This window comes from Marinobacter persicus (assembly GCF_002934325.1).
Taxonomy (GTDB): domain Bacteria; phylum Pseudomonadota; class Gammaproteobacteria; order Pseudomonadales; family Oleiphilaceae; genus Marinobacter; species Marinobacter persicus_A.
The window spans coordinates 69,005-91,837 of sequence record NZ_PTIV01000010.1; the positions used below are offsets into that span (position 1 = coordinate 69,005).

A 22,833-nucleotide genomic window follows, 5' to 3' on the forward strand; every position below is an offset into this window, starting at 1 on the left:
GTGCATGGAAAAGGCATTCTTTGCCGGTGCGGCGCATTATAACGAAAGCATGGCAGGATTACTCGTGCCTCACATCAAATCGGCCATATGAAACTGAACGGTGGACAACCCCCGAACACCCAGATACCGGAACTGACAACCCGGCAGACCGCGACGACGCGCCCCACGGGCCCACTCACCGCTGGCACCGATGCCAGTGTGCGCATCGATCCGTCCCTGACCGCCCGCCAGCAACTGGCCCAACTGCAAATGGCCAACCGGGAAACCGCATTGGCACGCGTCGCCGAGGTACTGCAACAGAAAGGTGGCGGTCATGAGCTGATCCTGGAGCTGAAAGGACGCTCACTGGCAGTGAACACGGGCAACCGGCCTCCTGACTTATCGGTGGGCGATCTGGTCAAAGTCATGCGCGCCAATAATGAACTGCAGCTGATGGGCAAGCTGGCGGCGAGCCAGGAGTCCACCATTGCCCGTGCCCTCGCCCAACGCCTGCCCTGGCAACAGAATCTGCAGAGCGGACTGGCGCAGCTGGTGAAAGCCATGGAAGTCGGGATCAAACCACAGCCGCAGCCCGGGCAACTGCCCAGCACCACCCCGGCACAACCCTTGCCGGTTGCGGCCCGTCAAGCGCTGGAAGGCGTGCTTTCCCAGCTCCCCCAGGCCAACAAACTGCCCCCTGGTTCTGGCAGCCAGCAGAATGTCGCCAGTCAGGTGAAACAGTGGTTATCGGAAAGCGGCGCTTTTGCCGAATCCAGGCTGCTGCAAAGCAACCCATCGTCGCCGGCGCCCAACGACCTAAAACTGGCGCTGACCCGGGCCGTGGCCTCCCTGTTGGCGAGCCAGAACCAGGGCGCGGAGCACTTTAACCGACTAACTCCCACAGCCAGCCGGGAATTCCTGCAGGCGCCGCTACAGTTCCCGCAAACCACGACGCCTTCGGCGCAAACATCCAGCGAGCCAACCAGTACCGGACAGATGCTGCGACTGTTGGCAGGCATGCTCAACCGCATCACCGTCAATCAGCTGCATAGCCAAACCCTGACCGCCCGCGCTGGTGCTGATCCGGGCACACCGGTAAATACGCAGCTCATTGACCTGCCCTGGCTCAATCCCCAGCAGGAACCCAAAATCGCGCAGCTGCGACTGGAGCAATATGAGCATTCCCGGGAAGACAACGATAAGCCACAACAGCGCACCAGCATCAGTGAATGGCGACTGACGCTATCGATGGACATGGACGAAGCCGGCCCCCTGCATTTCGATGTCAGCTTCCGCCCGCCGTCGGTCAGCGCGCAGGTCTGGGCCGAGAAGCAGTCAACCCTGAGGCAGGTTCACCAGGAACTGCCATTATTGCGCAAGAGCCTGACTGATCTGGGTCTGGAGGTGGGGGAACTCGATTGCCGGCGCGGCTGTCCACAGCAGACACAAACCCGGCTGGAACACCGACTGGTGGATACCAAGGCATGAGCAGACAAGACACCGATCACACCCCGGCAGCAGTCGCCCTGAAATACGACGGCGAGCGGGCGCCCATCATTTCCGCCACGGGCACCTGGGAGTTGGCCGAAGAGATCATTCGCATCGCCCGGGAACACGAAGTGCCTCTGTACGAGAACGCCGAACTGGCCGGCATCCTCGCCCGATTGTCACTGAATGACGAAATTCCCGAAGAGCTGTACCGGGTAATTGCAGAAATTCTCGCCTTTGCATTCCATATTCGTGGGCGCACCCCCGAAGATGCCGCCCCCGCCGACTCTACTGACTAATGAATCAGTGAGCGTAGTGCCCAGGCCTGCTGCCAGTGGGCTGATTTGCGCGGTGCCACGGCGGTCTCAAAATAATGCTTCAGGCGCCGCCGGTCTTCCGGCTCATCCTTTAACGCCGAACCAATCAGGTGATGCATCAGGTGTTCGACCGTCATGATGCCATCGCCGTAATACCAGGCATTGAGGCTGGCGGCATGGGCCACCGACACCGCCTCCGCGGTGGACAGGGCCGAGCCCGCCAGACGATCAGTGCTTCGCCCATCCAGGGTCTGGCCGTTGCGAAGTTCGTGAAACATGGTCACCAACACTTCCACCACCGGCTCTTCCAGCGCCACCTCAACACCAGCCTGCCGGTTGGCTTTAGCCACCTCGCGGTGAACCACTTCAACCTCATCCGCCAGATTACGAATTGGCCGAATTTCCTCAAAATCCATCCGGCGTTTGAGCGCGGCACTCATGGTGTGGACACCGGTATCCACGCTGTTGGAGGTGGCAACTAGATTGAAGCCTTCACGGGCCAGGATGACACCGTCATCGCCGCCAAGCTCCGGAATAACCACCACGCGGTCCGACAGCACAGACAGCATGGCGTCCTGCAAGGCCTGGGGACAACGGGCTATTTCCTCAAAACGCACCAGACGCCCTTCCATCATGCCCCGCAACAATGGCGTGGGGATCAGCGCCCGACGGGTTGGTCCTTCGGCGCGCAGCAATGCCTCATTCCAGCTGTACAGCATCTGGCTGACCTGGCTAATGGCTCCGCCCTGCAGGGTCAGGGTGGAATTGGCGGAAACCGCAGCCGCCAGCAGTTCCGAGAGCCAGGACTTGGCGGTTCCCGGCGGGCCAACCAACAAGCAGCCCCGGTTGGTACACAGGGAGATGACGATTCGGGTAATCAAGGCCCGATCCGCCACAAATTTGCGCTCAATGCCCAGCTTCTCGTCGCCGCAGAGAAACTTCTCGACCGAGCGGGGCGACATCTGCCAGCCCGGCGGCACCGGCCCGGAATCCTGAGCCACCAGCCGGTCGAGCTCGTCCCGATACACCACTTCGGCGGGCTGGCGCTGCACCCCATTCGCCGGCTTGTCTTCGCGTTTCATGGGTTACTCCTCCGGCCACCGCGTATTTCCGGCGCCATGCGTTCCCGGGGCAGAATGCGCGGCAGTTCCGATAAGGGGATAATGCCTTCAATCACGTGGTCCAGGGCGCTGTCACGCATGGTCACCAGCCCGGCATCCAGCGCCCGCCAGCGAAGTTCACCGATGGGGGGCTGGCTGGAAATGGTGTTACGAATATCCGTGTCTACCTCCATGTATTCCACAATGGCAATCCGCCCCTGCGTGCCTCGACCATTGCATTTATCGCAGCCCTCGCCCTCATAACAGGTAAAGCCCACCGGGGGCCCGTCCGGGAACACTTCCGACAGGATGACCGGATCGGGCTTGGCCGGCTTGCGGCAGTGCGTGCAGATGCGCTTGGCGAGACGCTGGGCAATCACCGCCAGCAGTTCGCCGGCGATGGAATTCGGGTGAATGCCCAGATCATAGAGACGCTGCAGGGAATCAACCGCATCGTTACAGTGCAGCGTTGAGAGCACCACGTGGCCGGTCTGCGAGGCGCGAATGGCTTCCAGGGCGGTCTCCTGGTCACGAATCTCCCCGATCAGGATCACGTCAGGGTCTTCCCGCACAAACGCCCGCATGGCGTCGGCGAAGCTGAAGCCGATCTCCGAGCGCACTCGGGTCTGCTGGATATTGTCGATGGAATACTCAATGGGATCTTCCACAGTAATCACTTTTCGGCGACCATCGTCCGCCAGGGTCTGAAGCCCGGCGTAAAGCGTGGTGGATTTGCCGGAACCGGTTGGCCCTACCACCAGCACCAGTCCCGCCGGGTTATCCAGCAGCCGCTGGTAACGGACACCGACCACCGGAGACATGCCCAGTTCGGCAATGGTCATGGCCCGACCGGTCTGGGGCAACAGGCGGATAATGGCGTTCTCACCATGGAGAGAAGGCTGAGTCTGGATGCGCAGATCGTAAGTGGCATCGCCCAGCTGCAATCGGGAACGACCACCCTGGGGCAGCCGGTGCTCGGCAATGTTCAACTCCGCGCGCAATTTGATGACGTTGATCACGCCACGGATTTCCCGGGCCGACAGCTGGTATTGCGGCAACTCGTGAAGGTCGCCGTCCACCCGCAGGCGGATGCGTACCCGATCCTCATACTGTTCAATGTGGATGTCACTGGCCTTCTCGCTAACGGCATCCAGCAGGATCGCCTCGTAAACCGAAACCAGGTAGGGGCTGATATGCTTGTTGATCTCCTTACCCAAAAGATCTTTGCCGTTTTCGCCTTTGTCCGGAGAAGGCTGGAGGCCGGCATTCTGCTCGGCAACGAAACGGCTCCCTTTCACCGTCAGGTCCAGGGCCGACCAGATCCTGCGAAAATCGGTCGGCGTTACCAGCAGGCAGACAATCCGGTGCTTGGGAGTGAGCCTTTCCAGTTGATCTGTGCGGACATCGGGATCGTCGGTAACGACCGTCATCGAGCCATCTTCTTCCGCCACGGGAATCGTCCGTGAAAGGTCGAGAAACGTTCGGGAAAAACGCCTGAAGAGATCGGAATTGAGGTGATTGAGAACATCATCGGCTTCAGCAAAAACCAGGCCCCGCTGCTCAGCCAGGGACCGGTAGAGATCGATTTCCTCGAGATTTAGCGAGCGCCGAAGCACATCCAGAACACGCTCATTGCGGCTGGAGGCCTCAGCGCGGGCCTTGTCCAGCTCACTGTCGTTGACCAGACCCAGGTCAATCAGGATCTGTTCCGAATTGCGATTAAAGTCCACCCAGCCCAGAGTCCGGCAACGCTCCAGCTTGTCACCGTCCCGCCGGTACATTGCAACGCTGGGTACCGGCCCTGCCCGCCCCTCCAGGCAGACCAGGTGGCCACCTTCCCGCAGGTTGGCGGTCAGGACTTTCACATTGGGCAGAAAGGTGGTGCACAGCACCCAATCGCAGGGTTCGTCCGTGCTCACCCCTTTATCGGCCGAGGCCTGGATTACGTCGATATTATGCAACCCGCGCCTGAAGAAGCGTTCACGAGCCGTATCGGCAAGCACGGGGTTACGGTCCACGTAAATCACACGGTGAGCCAACTGTGACAGTACGGCAGTCAGGTAGCCGGAGCCGCCGCCCACGTGCATCACCACCTGGTCGGGCTCAATCTCGGGCATCAGGCCCAGCAGATGGTGGACGGTTTCCTGGCGGGGAATGGAGTGGCCGGTAATGGAAGGTGCCAGGTCGGCGCCGGCCACGAAGTCATGACGGAAGACACTGTTGAGGGCTGCTTCGGCCCTCGGATAAATCGGTTTCATTCAGCAGCGTCCTTAAAGCCGGATAGGCTTAGGGGAATCAGGCCGCCTGACGTTTCTTCAGTGCTGAAACCAGTTCGGCCTCGGGGCGGGAAATTCCGCACGTGTCCATAAGATCGTCGATATCGGCACCAAGATCAACCAGGCGCGCTGCTTCGTCATAGGAAATCCGGAGGGGATCGTTCTGGCGCATTTCGTCCAGGGCATTGCGCAGTTCGAACAACTGACGCTCACAGGCCACCAAACGCTGACCCACGCCCATGCTGCCACTGGTGGTGGCATGCAATTCACGCCCAAGCGTGTCGCAACGATCTTTGACATTCGCCTGCAAGGCCCGGATCCGGCGGCCGTTGACAATGCCCTGCAGCAGCACCAGACCCAGAGCGACAGCGGTAAGGCTCCATGGGAGCCAGGAAGGAATGGCAGCAATGCTCATAATGGACGTCTCCGTTGGTTAGTGACCGGCGTGGACGTCCATCGTAAGCGCTGCAAAGTCCTGCTTTACAGCGATGCGATTTCAGCCCACTCCTGATCTGACAGCATCTTGTCGAATTCGACGAGAATAATCAGCTCGCCGTTCTTGTTGCACACACCCTGAATGAATTTGGCGCTTTCTTCGTTGCCGACATTCGGGGCCGTTTCAATCTCGCTGGCCTTGAGGTAAACCACCTCGGCCACGGAATCCACCAGAATACCCATCACCTGACTGGACGATTCCATCACCACGATGCGGGAGGCGTCGGTGATTTCCGCGTCGGCCAGCCCGAAACGGCGCCGGGTATCGATCACGGTGACCACGTTGCCCCGCAGGTTAATGATGCCCAGCACGTAATCCGGTGCGCCGGGTACCGGGGCGATCTCGGTGTACCGCAGTACCTCCTGGATCTGCATGACATCAATGCCATAAGTCTCTTCATCCAGCCGGAAGGTCACGTACTGCAGTACCTGATCATCCTGGGCCTGATTTTGCTGTCCGCTCGGGGATGCCATAACGCTCTCTCCTTACTCGGCTGCCCGGCGGGCAACCTGATCGTCAAAAATTCATCATCAGTGCCCAATACTATAATTAAGGGCACAAACCGTGCCAGCATTGCACGGTTTCATTCAGTAACTGACCTGTTCAACTCAGGTCGAGATGGTGTTCACGTTCCGCACGCACCAGCAACTGGGCCATCGCACGCACGTCAATCAGCGCACACATGTGGTCCACCACCGTGCCGGCCAGCCAGGGCCGCTTGCTGCGCCCGGTGCGCCAGCGCACTTCGTCAGGCCGCAAGGTAAAGGACTGGGCAACGTCATCACAGGCCAGCCCCCACTCACTGTCGTCCAGGCGAATCACGAAGCGGTAATTTTCGCGGGTATTATCTGGCACCCGCCCCGCCATGATCCACTCCGCACTGTCCACAACCCGCAGGTTCTGTTCGCGGTCCGGACGAATGCCCATGTACCAGCGCGGGCTGCCAGGAATCGGACGGATTTCATCGTCCCGTTCCAGGCGGTGAATTGCGCCCAGCAACACCAGCGGCACCGCTAACTTGAGCCCGGCGACGGTAAAAATCAAACACTCAAACGGTTCCTCCGACCAGTCGGGCCGGTCCTCCGTTTCGACGGGAACCGGTTGCGCCTGCAGCTCCTGCTCAGGCTCGGCTGGCGGAGCCTCAACTTCCGGTTCTACTTTCGCGGGCCTGGCTGTTTCTGTCTTGATCGCCGGCTCGGGCTCGGCTTTCTGCTCCACTGGTGCAGGCCTTGGACGTGGGACGGTCCGAAGCCTGCGAGCCGGCCGCTCCGGTTCTGGCTCAGGCTTCGGCTCGGGTTTTGGTTCCGGCTTCGCCTGCTCCTCTTCCAGAGCCGTGCTGGTCGCGGTGTGCAGCAGGTCGTCCAGATAGCTGGCTATCGCCGCTTCCGGCTCCGCCAACTGCGTCATTTTTTTGTCAGCCATCCTGCGGCTCCTTGAGCTTCTCCGTCCACTTCAGGAGATCGTCAAGCAAATGACTGTAGGCTCTCACGCCATGGGTATTGGGATCCAGCATAGAGGGAATCATTCCCTGCTGGCTGGCATCCCGGAATTTGGTATCCACCGGAATCGCAAACCGCCACAAGCTGTCGGTGTAGGTCTTGCGCAACAGATTCAGGCTCTTTACGGATGCCTGGGTCCGGCGGTCATACAGCGTTGGTACGATGGTATAGGACAACTGGTTCTTCTGGGAGCGCATGATCATCTGCAGGGTATGCAGCATGCGCTCCAGGCCCTTGATGGCCAGAAACTCCGTCTGCACCGGAATCACCAGATGCTGGGCCGCCGCCAGGGCGTTGACCATCAACACCCCCAGCGATGGCGTGTTATCGAGGATCACATAATCAAAATCGTCCCACAGCTGTGCCAGGGCCCGGGAAATGATCAACCCCATGCCTCCCACGCCCACCATTTTCCGCTCCAGGGTCGCCAGGGCGGTGCTTGCCGGCAGCAGTGACAGGCCAGGGCAACTGGTCTCGGTAATCAACTGCGCAGGCAGCCCCTCCGGCACCTTGCCTTCGTGCTGGAACAGATCAAACACACTGTGAGCGATGGTATCGGGGTCATAACCGAACCAACTGGTCAATGAGCCATGCGGGTCCAGGTCGGCCACCAGCACCCGCTTGCCTTGCTGGGCCAACAGCCCCGCAAGCGCCACCACGGACGTTGTCTTACCAACACCACCTTTTTGATTCGCTACGGCCCAGATTCGCACTCTTGATACTCCAGCTACAGATCAACGCGGCACAACGTGCCAACGCATACTTCTTAACGGCAGGACAGGGCGTAACTTGAAAGCCCGGACCACCACTCAGTGGCAATTCCTTGCCGATTCAATAAAGTTGGAAAAGAAGTAATACAGGAAGTGTGCCAATTTCAGGTTTACCACGCACTGATATTAGCGCATGGCACCACGAATACTGGCTCCCTTGGAAATCAGCAATACCACACGCCGGTTACGACGACGCCCTTCCTCGGTGTCATTCCGGGCGACCGGCTGATACGGGCCGTACCCCACTGCCGCCATCCGCTCGGGCTCGATGCCTTCCATCGCAAGCATTCGAACCACCGTCGCGGCCCGGGCGGCAGACAGCTCCCAGTTCGACGGGTACCGGCCGGTACGAATGGGCTGGTTGTCCGTGAAGCCTTCTATTTTCACGGCATTGTCGTGGTTCCTCAGCACACCGGCAATTTTTTCGATCACCCCAAAAGCGTCGTAATGGGGCTCGGCATCGCCACTGCTGAACAGCAGGCTGTTGGGCAGGTTCAGCTCCAGCCATTCGTCACTGGTTTCCAGAGAAACCACACCCTGGTTGATCAGTTCGTCAAATTCCAACTCAAGCTGGTTGGCCATGGTTTGCAGCACCTGCGCCCGGTCGGGCGAATCCAGCTCCGGCATCTGAACATCGTCTGTGGCTTTGTCGGAATCGGTTTCGGGAGCCGTTGTCTCCGGTGGCGCTGGCTGGACCTGATTATCACCCACGGGGATCGGCTGCATGGAACGCTGGGGAGTATTGAAAACACCGGTGAACGTATCAGACAAGACTTTGTACTTGCCTTCATTCACCGAGGAAACCGAGTACATGACCACGAAAAAAGCGAACAGAAGTGTGATGAAATCCGCGTAGGAAATCAGCCAACGTTCTTTATTATGGAGATCATCCTGTGACTGTCGGCGTCGACGCATAGGCTGCTATCCCGTCCCCAGGCCGTTTATTGCAGGAAGCCCCGCAGCCTCAGCTCAATGGATTTCGGGTTTTCGCCCTCGGCAATGGCGATGATGCCATCGATCATCATGTCTTCATAACGGGTGCGATCCCGGATGATACCCCGTAGTTTGTTGGCCACGGGGAAGAACAGGAGGTTGGCGAGAGCCACGCCATAGATGGTGGCGACAAAGGCTGTGGCGATGCCACTGCCCAGGGATTCAGGGTCTTCCAGGTTGGTCATCACCTGGATCAGACCCATCACCGCACCAATGATACCGATGGTTGGCGAATAACCGCCCATGGCTTCATACACACGGGCAGATTCCAGATCGCGCTCTTCCCGGGATTCGAGATCCACTTCGAGGATACTGCGAATCGCCTCTGGCTCGGCACCGTCCACCAGTAGTTGAAGACCTTTACGGGCAAATTGCTCCGGTTCTTTCTCGGACATGCCCTCAAGACCAAGCAGCCCCTGCTTGCGGGCCTTCACGCTCCAGTCGATGACCTTGCCGATGCCGTCTTCCATGGAAATATAGGGCGGAACCAGAACCCAGCGCACCTGTGCCGAGGCACGCTTGAGTACAGGCCAGGAGGTTTGCAGAATGGTGGCCGCCAGGGTACCACCCACCACGATCAGCCCTGCCGGACCGTTAAACAGGGAGCTTAGCGCGCCCCCTTCCAGCACATTGCCGCCCAAAATAGCGACAAACGCCAGGACAATCCCAAGCAGGCTGAGAATATCCATCAACTCACGCCTTCAACCAGCCGTGGGCCGACATCCTGAAGTGGCAGAATTTCGTCACTGAGCCCTGCCTTGGCGACCGCCATGGGCATGCCGTAAATCACTGACGTTTTCTCATCCTGGGACCAGATCACCGAACCGGTCTGTTTCATCAGGCGACAGCCGTCTTTACCGTCTGCCCCCATGCCGGTCAGGATCACACCCAGCGTCTTGCCGGGGAAACTGCGCGCCAGTGAGCCGAAGGTCACATCCACACAAGGCTTGTAATTAAGCCGTTCATCGCTGGCCAGGATGCGAACACGAGCCTGACCACCGCGATTTTCAACCATCATCTGCTTGCCACCGGGCGCGAGCAGCGCCAGCCCCGGACGCAGCACGTCACCGTCTTCGGCTTGGCGCACCTCAATCCGGCACAACCGGTTCAGCCTTTCGGCAAAGGCGGGGGTAAAACTGGCTGGCATGTGCTGAACAAGCACAATGGGCGCCGGGAACGACGCCGGCAGCTCAGTCAGCACTTTCTGCAGCGCAACCGGGCCGCCCGTGGAGGTACCAATGGCGACCACCTGATAATGCTTGGTCGGTGTTTTCGGCCCGGATCGACGCGGCGCTTCCGGCTCTGGAGTCTCCGGACGGGCTGTTTCCCTGGTCGGTGACATTGGCCGGGCAGCCGCCGGTCGTGCCGGGCGAGAGGGAGCAGCGGGCCGCCGCGCTTCCGGGCGGGCGGGCGAAGAAGCCGGAGCCGCGCTGCTTCGCGCAGGCGCGGTTCTGGCGCCCGGCCGACTGCCGGAGACGTCCATCACCCGCTGGATCAGGATTTTCTGAAGCTGACTGCTATCGCGGGCGATTTCCTCAAAGTTCTTGGGCAGGAAATCCACGGCGCCAGCCTCGAGGGCATCCAGGGTTACCCGGGCGCCTTCGTAGGTCAGCGAGGAAAACATCAGAACCGGGGTCGGGCATTTTTTCATGATTTCCCGAACCGCCGAGATGCCATCCATTACCGGCATCTCGTAATCCATGGTAATCACATCGGGGCGAAGCTTTTCGGCCAGCTCCACACCTTCGCGTCCGTTCGAGGCAGTGCCCACCACCTTGATCTGACCCGAAGCCGTAAGGATTTCCGCCAGTCGCTTGCGGAAGAAACCTGAATCGTCAACGACCAGGACAGAAACTGTCATCCATTTCTCCTAAACAATCCCGGACTTCTGCCCGATTGAAATCAGCCGTAATCGTGTACCGCTCAGCCGTAGTGATGCAACAGGCTGGGCACGTCAATAATCAGTGCAATGCGGCCATCGCCGGTGATGGTGGCGCCGGCCATGCCCGGCGTGCCCTGCAAGGCACGACCCAATGGCTTGATCACCACCTCTTCCTGACCGATCAACTGGTCCACCACAAAGCCAACCTGCCTAGTGCCCATGGCCACAATCACCACGTGGGCGTCCCTGGGCGGCTCTTCTCCGGCCGAGGCCGGCACCAGCCAGCGCTTGACGTGAAACAGAGGGAAGACCTTCTCGCGCACCACAATGCATTCCTTGCCGTCCACGATGTTGGTTTTGGTGAGATCCAGGTGGAAGATTTCCACAACGTTCACCAACGGCAGGGCAAAGGACTGATCGCCCAGCATGATCATCAGCGTCGGCATAATCGCAAGGGTCAACGGCACCTTGATGATGATGTTGGAGCCCTTGCCCTTGATCGATTCGATGTTGATCTGGCCGTTGAGCTGGCTGATCTTGGTTTTCACCACGTCCATGCCCACACCGCGGCCAGAGACGTCGGAAATCTGGTCCTTGGTGGAGAAACCAGCGGCCAGGATCAGGTTATAGCATTCACTCTCGGTCAGGCGTGACGCTGCATCTTCATCGTACACACCCTTCTCGACGGCCTTGCGGCGAAGCACCTCGGGGTCCATACCGGCGCCGTCATCGGAAATCGACAGCAGAATGTGGTCCCCTTCCTGCTCGGCAGACAGGGTGACCGTGCCTTTTCTCGGCTTGCCGTTTTTCTCCCGCACATCCGGATCTTCGATACCGTGATCCACGGAATTACGAACCAAGTGCACCAGGGGGTCAGCCAAGGCTTCGACCAGGTTTTTGTCCAGGTCGGTGTCTTCGCCATGCATGACCAGATCCACTTCCTTTTTCAGGCTGCGGGACAGGTCCCGCACCACCCGAGGGAAACGGCCAAAAACTTTCTTGATCGGCTGCATACGGGTCTGCATCACCGCCGATTGCAGGTCCGAGGTGACCACATCCAGGTTGGACACGGCCTTGTGCATCTCGCTGTCTTCGCTCTCGGAACCCAGGCGCTGCAGGCGGTTACGCACCAGTACCAGCTCACCCACCATGTTCATGATGTCATCAAGCCGGCTGGTATCAACACGCACCGTGGTGTCGCCCTTGGGCGCCGCTTCACGACCACCGGACTTGGCCGCAGGCGCTGGTTTCTTTTCCTCTTTTTTCGGTTCCGGCTTGGGCTCGGGCTTTTTCGGAGCAGCCGGCTTCGGCGCCGGAGACGCATCCTGCGCACTAGGACCTGCACCTTTGCCATGCAACTGGTCGAGCAGATCCTCAAACTCGTCGTCGCTGATCAGATCATCGCCGTCACCGGATGAGGCATCGGCCTGCTTGGGCTTATCACTGGATTGTGCCGCTGGGCCGCTGGCGTCTTTGGCAGCCGAGGCACCGGAGAATTTACCTTCTCCGTGCAACTGGTCGAGCAGGGCTTCGAATTCATCTTCAGAGATTTCATCGTCCGCCCCATCCTGGCTGCTATCTGGGCTGTTCCCAGAAGAGGCAGGGGCGTCACCACCCTTGTCATCACCGAGCGCATCGAGCAACTGCTCAAATTCATCGTCGGTGATATCGCCGTCGTTCTCGGCGGATTCCTGACCGGCGCCCGATGATTGGCTGGCCGTGTTGGCTGCTGGAGCCGGTTGTGCGTCTTCGCTTTCCGGCTGGGCGTACTGCTTCAATGCTTCGATCAGCTCATCCGGAGCCGGATCCGGTTCCTCGCGGTTGCGGACCTGGTCGAACATCTCATTGACGTTATCGAGGGCCTCAAGGACCACGTCCATGAGATCAGACGTCACTTCACGCTTATGGTTACGCAAGATGTCGAACACGTTCTCTGCCGCGTGACAGCAGTTCACCAGGGCGTCCAGCTGCAGGAAGCCAGCACCGCCCTTAACCGTGTGGAAACCACGGAAAATGGCGTTGAGCAGATCAGCGTCATCCGGATGCTGCTCCAGATCCACCAGCTGTTCTGACAGATTTTCGAGAATCTCGCCGGCCTCAACCAGGAAATCCTGGAGGATATCTTCGTCCGCTTCTAACGCCATGCGTCACCCTCTTTTATTATTCAGAAACCGAGACTGGACAGCAGGTCGTCTACATCGTCCTGCCCGGATACCACATCTTCACGCTCTTCAGCCTTAACCTGGGGCCCAACCCCTTTTTCGGCCGATTCCTCTTTTTCTTCAATGTCGTGGATCGTTCCGGTCAACTGATCCACATGGCCGGCCATGACAACGAGGCTCAGCAGATTCTCTTCCACTTCCTTTACCAGGCCCGTCACCTTCTGGATCACCTGTCCGGTCAGATCCTGAAAATCCTGGGCCAGCAGGATTTCCGACAAGCTGCGGTACAACACATCGGAGTCGGCCGTCATGCTGACAAAAAACCGGTCAATGCGGCCGTACAGTTCACGAAACTCCGCTGGTGCCATTTCCCGACGGCGCAGACGTTGCCACTCATCACGAAGTTCTATGGCTTCATCACGCATGGTGTGAGCCAGGGGCATGCTTTCCTCGACCAGGTCCATGGTCCGGTTGGCGGCCTGGTTGGTCATTTCCACGACATAATTCAGCCGGTCCGAAGCGTCTGACATTTTTGACAGGGCTTCCTGCTGTTCGGCACTGCGCGGATCGATCTGGAAATTGCGAATGGCCTCGTGCAGGCTTCGGGTCAGCCGCCCCACTTCCTGGTAAAGGCTTTGATCCCGGACATCACTCAATTCATTGATGATGGACATCGCCTTGGCGTAGTCGCCGGCATTGACACTTTCTGCCAGTTCCGAGGTCTGCTGCTCCAGCTTTTCTGTGACCTCCGGGTCCAGGCCCGGCTGGTTGTTTTGGCTGTCACTCATGGCAGCTATCCGGCCTCTGGTTAGTGGATTCGGTCAAAGATTTTTTCGATCTTTTCCTTGAGCGTGGCCGCAGTGAAGGGCTTGACCACGTAACCGTTCACGCCAGCCTGGGCAGCGGCAATGATCTGATCGCGCTTGGCCTCGGCGGTGACCATCAGGATCGGCAGATCCTTGAGTTGCTCATCCGCACGAACCGCTTTAAGCAGATCAAAGCCGGACATGCCGGGCATGTTCCAGTCCGTCACCAGAAAGTCGTATTTGCCGCTTTTGAGCATAGGCAATGCGGTGTTGCCATCGTCAGCCTCATCGGTATTGGTGAAGCCAAGATCACGCAACAGGTTTTTGACGATTCGACGCATTGTGGAGAAATCGTCCACAATGAGTATTTTCATATTCTTGTCCAATGGGACCTCCAGTCAGTAACACCCGGATTTCATTCTGCGTTTCACTGGAACAGGTGAAACCCCGTCTTAATCTTTGTCGTCGTGCCAACCCGAAAGCCGTCCGCGCAACCTTAGTGCCGCCTGGCTATGGATCTGGCTGACCCGACTTTCACTGACCCCGAGCACGGCGCCTATTTCCTTCAGGTTGAGCTCTTCCTGGTAGTAAAGGCTCAGCACCAGTTTTTCCCGCTCGGGAAGCCCTTCAATGGCTTCGGCCAGATGTTGCCGAAAGGCATTGGATGAAATACCTTCCAGCGGATTGTCGCTGGTCTCTACTTCCTGTAACGGCAGCTCGCCCGATTCATTTAATTCATCAAGACTGAAGAGGCGGCCGCTGTTCGAATCGGCCAGGGAGGCGTGGTAGTCATCAAGCTCCATCCCCAGCTCTTCGGCAACCTCAACGTCCTGCGCCTCACGACCGGTGCGATCTTCCACTGCTTTAATGGCAGCCGCAATCTTGCGGGCATTGCGATGGACCGAACGCGGCACCCAGTCGCCCTTGCGGATCTCGTCAACCATGGCACCGCGAATGCGAATACCGGCGTAGGTTTCAAACGTGGCGCCCTTACCGGAAGAATAACGCTGAGCCGCTTCCAACAACCCGATCATGCCAGCCTGCATAAGGTCTTCAAGCTGCACGGACGCCGGCAACCGACCCATCAGGTGAAGCGCAATTTTCTTGACCAGCGGCGCATGCTCTTCAATTAATTCTGAAGGCGTTTTGGCGCTTGTTTGCTGGTACAAACCCAGGTGTTTTGCCAACGTCATGTAACCGGCTTCTTAAAGCAATGGATTCCGTTCGGAGTCAGGCTTCGATCAGCCGCTCCACAAAAAATTCCAGATGCCCCCGAGGTGTCGTCGGCAGGGGCCAGTTGTCCACTTTCTGCGCCAGCGTGCGAATAGCCGACGATGCACGCGCCCTCGGATAAGCCTCCAGAAAGGCTTTCTGGCGCTGGACCGCTTTTTTCACGGCCTCATCATAAGGCACTATGCCGACGTATTGTAGCGCCACATCCAGAAACCTTTCGGTGACTCGGGTCAGTTTATCAAACAGCACCCGCCCTTCCTGGTCGTTACGAACCTGATTGGCCACGATACGGAAACGGTTGGTGCCGTAGTCACGATTCATCAGTTTGATCAACGCGTAACAGTCGGTGATTGAGGTGGGCTCGTCGCAGACAACCAGAAGCACCTCCTGGGACGCCCGCAGGAAACTGACCACGGATTCAGAGATACCGGCGGCTGTATCGACAATCAGAACGTCAATCTGGTCCCCCAGCTCGCTGAACGCGTTGATCAATCCCGCATGCTCCATCGCACTCAACTGCGTCATGCGTTGGGTGCCGGAGGAAGCCGGCACAATTTTGATGCCACCTGGCCCGTTGACCAGAACGTCCTTAAGGTCGCACTCGCCATTGAGCACGTCCTGAAGGTTGCGCTTGGCCTTGATCCCCAACAGCACGTCAATGTTGGCCAGACCGAGATCCGCATCCAGAATCACGACTCTCCTACCCTTTTCGGCCAGCGCAATACCCAGATTGACTGACACGTTGCTTTTCCCGACGCCGCCTTTGCCGCCGGAAACCGCGATTACCTGAACCGGATGTGGTCTGCTCATACTGTTCTCAGTCTCTCACTACGTTCTTGTAGGCATGCCTGCCGGGTTGTTGTTCTGCTGCCAGTGCTGTTACGCACCCTCGGCAACCGCCTGTGAATGCTGCATGGCCCGCAGCCGCTCGACACCGAGCCGAACCAGGGGAACGGCCTGGGCCCGGTGCAGGTCTTCGGGAATTTTCTGGCCATCGGTATACCAGGCCACCGGAAGACCGGTTTCCATCACAAAACCAAGCGATTCACCCAACGTGAGGGCCTCATCAATCTTGGTCATCACGCAGCCGGCAAGGTTTGCCATCTTATAGCAATGCCAAACGGATTTCATGATTCTTGGCTGGCTGGTAGCCGAGACCACAAGGTGGCTGCGAATGTTGTGGTGGCTGCGTGCCAATTCAGCCAGTTGCTCTTGGTAGCCGCGGTCAGCACTGGTCAGGCCGGCGGTGTCGATCAACACCAGGTGACGGTCTGACAGCTCATCGAGAATGTCGTCCAGCGAATGGGTTTCATCAACCACCCGCACCGGGACATTCAGGATGCGACCGAAGACAAACAGCTGTTCGTGTGCCGCCACCCGGTAGCGGTCGGTGGTAACCAGCGCCAGGGAATCCGGGCCGTGTTCAAGCACATAGCGAGCCGCCAGTTTGCCAATTGTGGTGGTTTTGCCAGAGCCGGTTGGCCCGACCAGGGCGTAGACACCGCCAGCCTCAAGCCAGCTTTCCCGTGCCGTGCGCACACCGGTGGCCAGCATTTTCAGGGACTGCTTCCAGGCATCTTCCAGCCGGGCGTTGCGATTCTGCTGAGCCAGGCTACCGGCCAGTTCATGGCCCAGACCGAATTCCTGCAGCCGCTCGGACAGACGCTGCTGCACCGCATTGCCAGGCCCTTCCGGCTTTTTACGCTCGGCCTGGGCGGACGAGTTGCTTACCAGCTCGCGCAGCGACTTGATTTCCGCTTTCATGCTGGCCAGTTCGTCGGAATAGCCGCTATCCGTCGCCGGCTTCTGCGGAGCTTGGGCAACCGGCATTTCTTCATCCAGCGCCGCATCGTTAAAGGCCACACCGGTGTATTGGGCGCCGGCGGCGGCCCGCTTCTCACGGACTTCCTGGATACGGCTCCGGGAACGGGTCAGCTCGCTTTCCAGGTGGCGGTGCTGGTCGGCCTGCATTTCGGCCAGCCGGGCACCGTTGGTGGCTTCCCCTGCTTTTTCGCCCAGCCGCTGACGCGCCATATTTTCGTCATAATCCAGGGCCGTCACAATTTCGACGCCGCCATCCACCCGACGATTGGACAGAATAACGGCATCCGGGCCCATTTCGTTACTGACCTGCTTCAGGGCCTCTGCCATGGTCTGCGCGAAAAACCGTTTTACTTTCATAGTGCTTCATCCTCCACCGGCTGCCGGTTTGGCTGCCCGCCCTGCCCTGAGGCCCTTACTGGCCTACAGAGGCGACGATCGTGATCTGTTTGTTATCCGGCACTTCCTGGTACGAGAGCACATGCAAGCGCTCTACTCCGTAGCTGGCAAACTTCGCCAGCACTGGCCGCAAGGGCCCGGAGACCAGCAGGATGGCTGGCTTGCCCATCATTTCCTGGCGCTGAACGCTGTCTTGCAGTGAGCGTTGCAGCTTTTCCACCATGTTGGGCTCGAGCACCAGGCCAATATCTTCCTGTCCGCCGGATTGTTGACTCTGTTGAACAGACTTTAGCAATAACTGTTCCAAGTCTGGATCCAATGTGATCACGGGGATCTCTTTTTCGTTGCCACAGATGCTCTGGACAATCATCCGACGCAAGGCCTGGCGCGCCACAGTGGTAAGAATCTTGGGGTCCTGGCTCTTCGGATGAACGTTCACAATAGCCTCGGCAATCGAGCGCATATCGCGAATCGGCACTTCTTCTTTCAGCAGGTTCTGCAGCACCTTCAACAAAATACTGACGGTGATGGTGGTCGGCACCAGCTCTTCGGCCAGTTTGGGCGAAATCTTCTCGAGCTGGTCCAGCCACTTCTGGGCTTCCTCGTGGCCAATCAGCTCGTGGGCGTGGCTCTGCAGGATCTGGTTCAGGTGGGTCGCTACCACAGTGCTGGCATCCACCACGGTGTAGCCGAGGGTCTGGGCCTGGTCTTTCTGGTCGGGCTCAATCCAGGTGGCCTCCAACCCAAACGCCGGATCCTTGCCGGCAATACCTTCCACCTTGCCGAACACCTGGCCCGGGTCGATGGCCAGTTCCCGCTCGGGGTGTATCTCAGCCTCGGCAATGGTGACGCCCATCAGGGTGATTCGATAAACATTGGGCATCAGGTCAAGGTTGTCGCGAATGTGCACCGAGGGCATCAAAAAGCCCAGGTCCTGGGACAGCTTCTTGCGCACACCCTTGATCCGGCTGAGCAGCTGACCACCCTGGGATTTGTCCACCAGCGGAATCAGGCGATAGCCCACCTCCAGCCCCACGATGTCGACGGTAGCTACATCGTCCCAGCCCAGCTCGCGGGTCTCACCCGGCGCCGGCAGGGCTTGTCCGTCACCACCCTGGTCGGCAGAAGTCTCCGTACCCTGGCGCTGCGCCGAGCCTGCCGACGCACCTCGGCCAGCCCACGTGCCTTCCTCCTCAACAGTCTGACGCTGCTTCTTCCAGATAAACCAGGCGGCACCTCCGGCAATGCCACCCAGGCCAAGGAAAGCGATGTGCGGCATACCCGGGATCAGACCCAGAATAATCAGGATGGTTGCGGCAATAGCCAACACCTTGGGGGCACTGAACATCTGCTCGATGATCTGCCCGCCCATGTCCTGGCTGGAGGTGACACGGGTCACCATGATGGCGGCGGAGGTGGACAGCAACAGTGACGGAATCTGGGCTACCAGGCCGTCACCAATGGTCAGCAGGGCGTAACGCTCCACCGCCAGCCCGAAATCCAGGCCATGCTGCATCATGCCGATGGCAATACCACCAATAATGTTGATGGCCAGAATCAACAGACCGGCGACGGCATCGCCTTTCACGAATTTGGAAGCACCGTCCATGGACCCGTAGAAGTCCGCTTCCTGGGCAATTTCTTCCCGACGGTGCTTGGCTTCATCCTGATTGATCAGACCGGCGTTCAGGTCGGCATCGATGGCCATCTGCTTGCCGGGCATGGCGTCGAGGGTAAAGCGGGCACTTACTTCGGATACCCGGCCGGCACCCTTGGTCACCACCAGGAAGTTGATGATCATCAGGATGGCGAACACCACCAGACCCACGGCGTAGTTACCGCCGATCAACACTTCACCGAAGGATTCAATCACCTTACCGGCGGCATCCCCGCCCTCGTGCCCTTCCAGCAATACGATCCGGGTGGACGCCACGTTCAGGCCCAGCCGCAGCAGTGTGGCAACCAGCAGGACGGTGGGGAACGAGGCAAACTCCATCGGCCGCAAGGCGTACACACACACCAGCAGAATGACGATGGAAAGCGTGATGTTGAAAGTGAAGAACACGTCCAGCAGGAACGCGGGCATGGGCAGAATCATCATGCCCAGCAACCCCATCAGCATCAGCGGAACACCAAAGTTCCCCCGCGTCAGGGTTTTGACGTTATTCAGGACTAATGATCTGTCCATGCTGGAATGTTCTCCGGTTTCTGTGTTTTCAGTCGGGTGTTGAGTCGAAAACCTGGCACTTACCGTTATTCAGGAGGTTCTCCGGCAATATTCATACCAGGCCATAGAAAATTGCCGAATTCAGGGCGATCAACGCCTGACGCGAGCAGGCAGATACGGTATCCTTCGGCCGTTTAACTGATCAAAATCCAAGCTCGCAAATTCGCAACAGGTGACCCCATGCCGATCCACGAAGTGAAGCACCCCCTGATCCAGCACAAACTCGGCCTGATGCGCCGCGCCGACATCAGCACCAAGAACTTTCGCGAACTGGCGCAGGAAGTTGGCGCCCTGCTGACGTACGAGGCCACCAAGGATTTCAACCTGCAGGAGCAAACCATTGAAGGTTGGGCGGGCCCGGTGACCGTGGAACAGATTCACGGCAAGAAAATCACCATTGTACCGATTCTGCGGGCGGGCCTGGGCATGCTCGATGGCGTACTGAGCCTGATTCCGGTCGCCAGAGTAAGCGTGGTTGGCCAGATTCGCAACGAAACAACGCTGGAAGCCGAAACCTATCTGGAAAAACTGGTGGGCGAGATGGATCAGCGCACCGCGCTGATTGTTGATCCGATGCTGGCCACTGGTGGCTCGATGATTTCCACCATCGACCTGCTCAAGAAAGCCGGCAGCACGGAAATCCGGGCACTGGTACTGGTCGCGGCTCCCGAAGGCGTGGAAAAGGTTCTGGAAAAACACCCGGACGTGTCCATCTACACCGCTTCCGTGGATGACTGCCTGAATGAGAAAGGCTATATCCTGCCGGGGCTGGGCGATGCTGGCGACAAAATCTTCGGCACCAAGCAGAAGGACGAATAATCATGCAGGACCATCTCAAGGACCCAGTCTGGAAACAGGCCATTGCCGGTTCACAGATGCTGCTGGTGGCCTTCGGTGCACTGGTACTGATGCCACTGATTACCGGCCTGGACCCAAACGTAGCCCTGTTTACCGCCGGCGTCGGCACACTGATCTTCCACGTGGTGACCGGCGGGCAAATTCCGATTTTCCTGGCATCGTCCTTTGCCTTCATTGCACCGATCATTGCCGCCAAGGGCAAGTTCGGAATTGAGGAGACCCTGGGCGGGCTGATGGCCGCCGGTATCCTCTACGTTATCCTGTCCGGCGCGATTCGCCTGCGCGGCACGGGCTTTGTCACCCGCCTGCTGCCACCGGTGGTGATTGCGCCGGTGATCATGACCATCGGCCTGGGTCTCGCGCCGTTGGCGGTTCACATGGCCTCCGGCCGCACCGGCGACGGTAGCTCGCAATTGATCCCCTATGACACCGCCATCTGGATCTCCATGATTTCCCTGGCCGTGACCATCATCATGTCGGTCTGGGCCAAGGGCATTTTCCGCCTGATCCCGATCATGATCGGTGTGATCGTGGGCTACATTATTTCCTGGTTCACCGGCGTCGTCGACACCACGGCTGTTGAGCAAGCCCCCTGGTTCGCGGTACCGAACTTTACGACCCCGGCATTCAGTTGGAGCGCGATCCTGTTCATGATTCCGGTGGCCATTGCGCCAGCTATCGAACACATCGGGGATGTTCTGGCCATTGGTAACGTCACCCGGAAGAACTACCTGGAAAAGCCGGGCCTGCACCGCACCTTGCTGGGCGATGGCCTGGCCACCAGCGCTGCCTCCATGCTTGGCGGGCCGCCCAATACCACCTATTCAGAGGTGACCGGTGCGGTCATGCTGACCAAGAACTTCAACCCCAAAGTCATGTGGTGGGCCGCTGGCGTGGCCATCGTCCTGGCTTTCATCGGCAAGTTCGGCGCAGCCCTACAGACCATTCCGGTGCCGGTCATGGGCGGCATCCTGTGCCTGCTGTTCGGCTCCATCGCGGTGGTGGGTCTGAACACGCTGATTCGTCACAACGTGGATCTGTCGATTTCACGAAATCTGGTGATTGTGGGTGTGACCCTGGTGTTCGGCATCGGCAACATGGTGCTGGGGCACCTGGAAGGCATCGCCCTATGCGCGGTAGCTGCGGTCATCCTGAACCTGGTGCTACCGGGTGAGAAGGAGGCCTGGGGTAAGCGCATGCACGAAAAGCGCGTTGACTGAAGCTTTGTGCCGGCCCTCTTTTCCGGGGGCCGGCATGCTTTTCAGCATTCCCTTCGTTTTTCCAGATTACTGATTGCCTCTGCCCTAGCCTGCCAGCTCGGGAGACATCAGAGCCAGTCAGCCCTGATGTTTCGGCTTTTCTGGTATCGCCAAACCAAATCAAATATCACGCCGCATATCCTTGGGAATCGGGAAGTCCGGCATGGTGGGTTTGGCTGCGTAGCCCTTGCGGAACTGACGTAGCTGGAACACATAAGCCAGCACCTGGGCGATGGCCATGTAGAGGCCGTCGGGGATTTCCTCGCCGACGTCGGTGTTGTGGTAAACCGCCCGGGTCAGCGGTGGCGTGCGCAACAGCTCGACTTTGTGCTCCCGGGCAATTTCCATGATCTTGAAGGCGACCTCATCCGCGCCCTTGGCCACCACCACTGGCGCGCCCATGCTATCCTGGTCGTATTTCAGTGCCACGGCATAGTGGGTCGGGTTGGTGATGACCACGTCGGCTTCCGGCACGTCCTGCATCATGCGCCGGTTAGCCATTTCCCGCTGCAACTGGCGAATCTTGCCTTTGACCTCGGGCTTACCTTCGGTGTCCTTGAACTCGTCCTTCACTTCCTGCTTGGTCATGCGCAGCTTTTTCGTGTGATCGTAGATCTGGAAGGGTACATCAATCGCAGCAATTGCAATGGTGGCCGCCGACAGCAGCAGGAAGCTCCAGCCCAAAGTCCACAGCACGTGCACCATGGCAGGAATGGCGGGCTCTTCTGCAATGCTGAGCAGGTCCTCGGTGCGGGCGTTCAGGATCAGTATCGCGACCACCATGACCAGCCCAACCTTGGCAATCGCCTTCACCAGCTCGATCAACGAGCGCATGGAGAACATGCGTCCCAGCCCCTTGATCGGGTTCATGCGGTTAAATTTTGGCTGGATGGCCTTGCCGCTGAACAGCAACCCGCCAATAGCGATAGAGCCGGCTACCGCCGCAATCACCAGCACGGCCATAAAAGGCGCCAATGCCCAGGCAGCTTCCTTGGCCGAAGCAAGCAGCTGGATGCTCATGTGGCGGGTATCAAACATGGCCGAACGTTCAATCACAAAGGCATCGCGCATGATGCCCTCCAGGGCCGCCCCCAACTGACCACCAAACACCAGAAGCCCAATAGCCCCGGCCATCAACACCGCCATGGTTCCCAGCTCTTTCGACCGGGCGGTCTGGCCGTCTTCCCGGGCTTTCTCAAGGCGTCGGGGCGTCGGCTCTTCCGTTTTTTCCTGACTGTTGTCGTTCTCTTCAGCCATGATTCACCAGC

General features: G+C 58.9%; 21 protein-coding genes. 4 read left to right on the forward strand and 17 right to left on the reverse strand.

Annotated features, from left to right (window positions below):
- The first annotated feature begins 87 nt into the window (after positions 1-87).
- Both fliK and BY454_RS07465 read left to right on the forward strand, forming a co-directional pair.
- Complete coding sequence (gene fliK, locus BY454_RS07460; protein WP_258075590.1) at positions 88-1,467, forward strand: flagellar hook-length control protein FliK; 1,380 nt, start codon at positions 88-90, stop codon at positions 1,465-1,467.
- Positions 1,464-1,766, forward strand: coding sequence for an EscU/YscU/HrcU family type III secretion system export apparatus switch protein (locus BY454_RS07465; protein WP_104415865.1), 303 nt, complete (start codon positions 1,464-1,466; stop codon positions 1,764-1,766). Before fliK ends, BY454_RS07465 begins: the two co-directional genes overlap by 4 nt.
- On the opposite strand, the gene BY454_RS07470 is transcribed toward BY454_RS07465, so the two are convergent.
- The 16 genes from BY454_RS07470 to flhA form a co-directional block, all read right to left on the reverse strand.
- Entirely contained in the window at positions 1,763-2,866 is a 1,104-nt protein-coding gene (locus tag BY454_RS07470; protein WP_104415866.1) for an ATP-binding protein, read from the reverse strand. The genes BY454_RS07465 and BY454_RS07470 overlap by 4 nt on opposite strands.
- Positions 2,863-5,142, reverse strand: a complete 2,280-nt coding sequence (locus BY454_RS07475; protein ID WP_104415867.1) for an ATPase, T2SS/T4P/T4SS family — start codon at positions 5,140-5,142, stop codon at positions 2,863-2,865. The genes BY454_RS07470 and BY454_RS07475 overlap by 4 nt, the downstream gene beginning before the upstream one ends.
- A gap of 37 nt (positions 5,143-5,179) precedes the next feature.
- On the reverse strand, positions 5,180-5,575 hold the full coding sequence (locus BY454_RS07480) for a DUF2802 domain-containing protein (protein ID WP_104415868.1): 396 nt from the start codon (positions 5,573-5,575) through the stop codon (positions 5,180-5,182).
- A 65-nt stretch (positions 5,576-5,640) separates the two neighbouring features.
- Positions 5,641-6,129, reverse strand: a complete 489-nt coding sequence (locus BY454_RS07485; RefSeq protein ID WP_104415869.1) for a chemotaxis protein CheW — start codon at positions 6,127-6,129, stop codon at positions 5,641-5,643.
- A gap of 130 nt (positions 6,130-6,259) precedes the next feature.
- The gene (locus tag BY454_RS07490; RefSeq protein ID WP_104415870.1) at positions 6,260-7,078 is read right to left on the reverse strand and encodes a chemotaxis protein CheW; all 819 of its coding nucleotides are present in this window, start codon (positions 7,076-7,078) and stop codon (positions 6,260-6,262) included.
- Positions 7,071-7,868, reverse strand: coding sequence for a ParA family protein (locus tag BY454_RS07495; protein ID WP_104415871.1), 798 nt, complete (start codon positions 7,866-7,868; stop codon positions 7,071-7,073). Before BY454_RS07495 ends, BY454_RS07490 begins: the two co-directional genes overlap by 8 nt.
- A 183-nt stretch (positions 7,869-8,051) precedes the next feature.
- A complete protein-coding gene (motD, locus tag BY454_RS07500; protein ID WP_104415872.1) occupies positions 8,052-8,840 on the reverse strand; it encodes a flagellar motor protein MotD in 789 nt (262 codons plus the stop codon).
- A gap of 26 nt (positions 8,841-8,866) precedes the next feature.
- The gene (locus tag BY454_RS07505) at positions 8,867-9,607 is read right to left on the reverse strand and encodes a flagellar motor protein (RefSeq protein WP_104415873.1); all 741 of its coding nucleotides are present in this window, start codon (positions 9,605-9,607) and stop codon (positions 8,867-8,869) included.
- On the reverse strand, positions 9,607-10,779 hold the full coding sequence (locus tag BY454_RS07510) for a protein-glutamate methylesterase/protein-glutamine glutaminase (protein WP_104415874.1): 1,173 nt from the start codon (positions 10,777-10,779) through the stop codon (positions 9,607-9,609). Before BY454_RS07510 ends, BY454_RS07505 begins: the two co-directional genes overlap by 1 nt.
- Positions 10,780-10,841: 62 nt before the next feature.
- Entirely contained in the window at positions 10,842-12,944 is a 2,103-nt protein-coding gene (locus BY454_RS07515; protein ID WP_104415875.1) for a chemotaxis protein CheA, read from the reverse strand.
- Positions 12,945-12,964: 20 nt separating this feature from the next.
- Complete coding sequence (locus tag BY454_RS07520) at positions 12,965-13,750, reverse strand: protein phosphatase CheZ (RefSeq protein ID WP_104415876.1); 786 nt, start codon at positions 13,748-13,750, stop codon at positions 12,965-12,967.
- A gap of 20 nt (positions 13,751-13,770) precedes the next feature.
- Positions 13,771-14,154, reverse strand: coding sequence for a chemotaxis response regulator CheY (gene cheY, locus BY454_RS07525; RefSeq protein ID WP_104415877.1), 384 nt, complete (start codon positions 14,152-14,154; stop codon positions 13,771-13,773).
- Between the two features lie 66 nt (positions 14,155-14,220).
- A complete protein-coding gene (locus BY454_RS07530; protein ID WP_104415878.1) occupies positions 14,221-14,961 on the reverse strand; it encodes an RNA polymerase sigma factor FliA in 741 nt (246 codons plus the stop codon).
- 37 nt (positions 14,962-14,998) lie between these two features.
- On the reverse strand, positions 14,999-15,811 hold the full coding sequence (locus BY454_RS07535; protein WP_104415879.1) for a MinD/ParA family protein: 813 nt from the start codon (positions 15,809-15,811) through the stop codon (positions 14,999-15,001).
- A 69-nt stretch (positions 15,812-15,880) separates the two neighbouring features.
- Positions 15,881-17,182 (reverse strand): flagellar biosynthesis protein FlhF, encoded by a 1,302-nt coding sequence (gene flhF / locus BY454_RS07540; protein ID WP_104415880.1) that lies wholly within the window; start codon positions 17,180-17,182, stop codon positions 15,881-15,883.
- Between the two features lie 55 nt (positions 17,183-17,237).
- Positions 17,238-19,409 carry a flagellar biosynthesis protein FlhA gene (gene flhA / locus BY454_RS07545; protein WP_104415881.1) on the reverse strand — a complete coding sequence of 724 codons (2,172 nt, stop codon included), beginning with the start codon at positions 19,407-19,409 and terminating at the stop codon, positions 17,238-17,240.
- A gap of 219 nt (positions 19,410-19,628) precedes the next feature.
- Between flhA and upp the strand changes: the two genes are divergently transcribed.
- Together upp and BY454_RS07555 are read left to right on the forward strand one after the other, a co-directional pair.
- On the forward strand, positions 19,629-20,267 hold the full coding sequence (gene upp / locus BY454_RS07550; protein WP_104415882.1) for a uracil phosphoribosyltransferase: 639 nt from the start codon (positions 19,629-19,631) through the stop codon (positions 20,265-20,267).
- A 2-nt stretch (positions 20,268-20,269) separates the two neighbouring features.
- Positions 20,270-21,526, forward strand: coding sequence for a uracil-xanthine permease family protein (locus BY454_RS07555; RefSeq protein ID WP_104415883.1), 1,257 nt, complete (start codon positions 20,270-20,272; stop codon positions 21,524-21,526).
- Positions 21,527-21,685: 159 nt separating this feature from the next.
- Here the strand turns inward: BY454_RS07555 and flhB are convergent, their stop codons facing one another.
- Complete coding sequence (flhB, locus tag BY454_RS07560) at positions 21,686-22,822, reverse strand: flagellar biosynthesis protein FlhB (RefSeq protein ID WP_104415884.1); 1,137 nt, start codon at positions 22,820-22,822, stop codon at positions 21,686-21,688.
- Positions 22,823-22,833 lie beyond the last annotated feature (11 nt).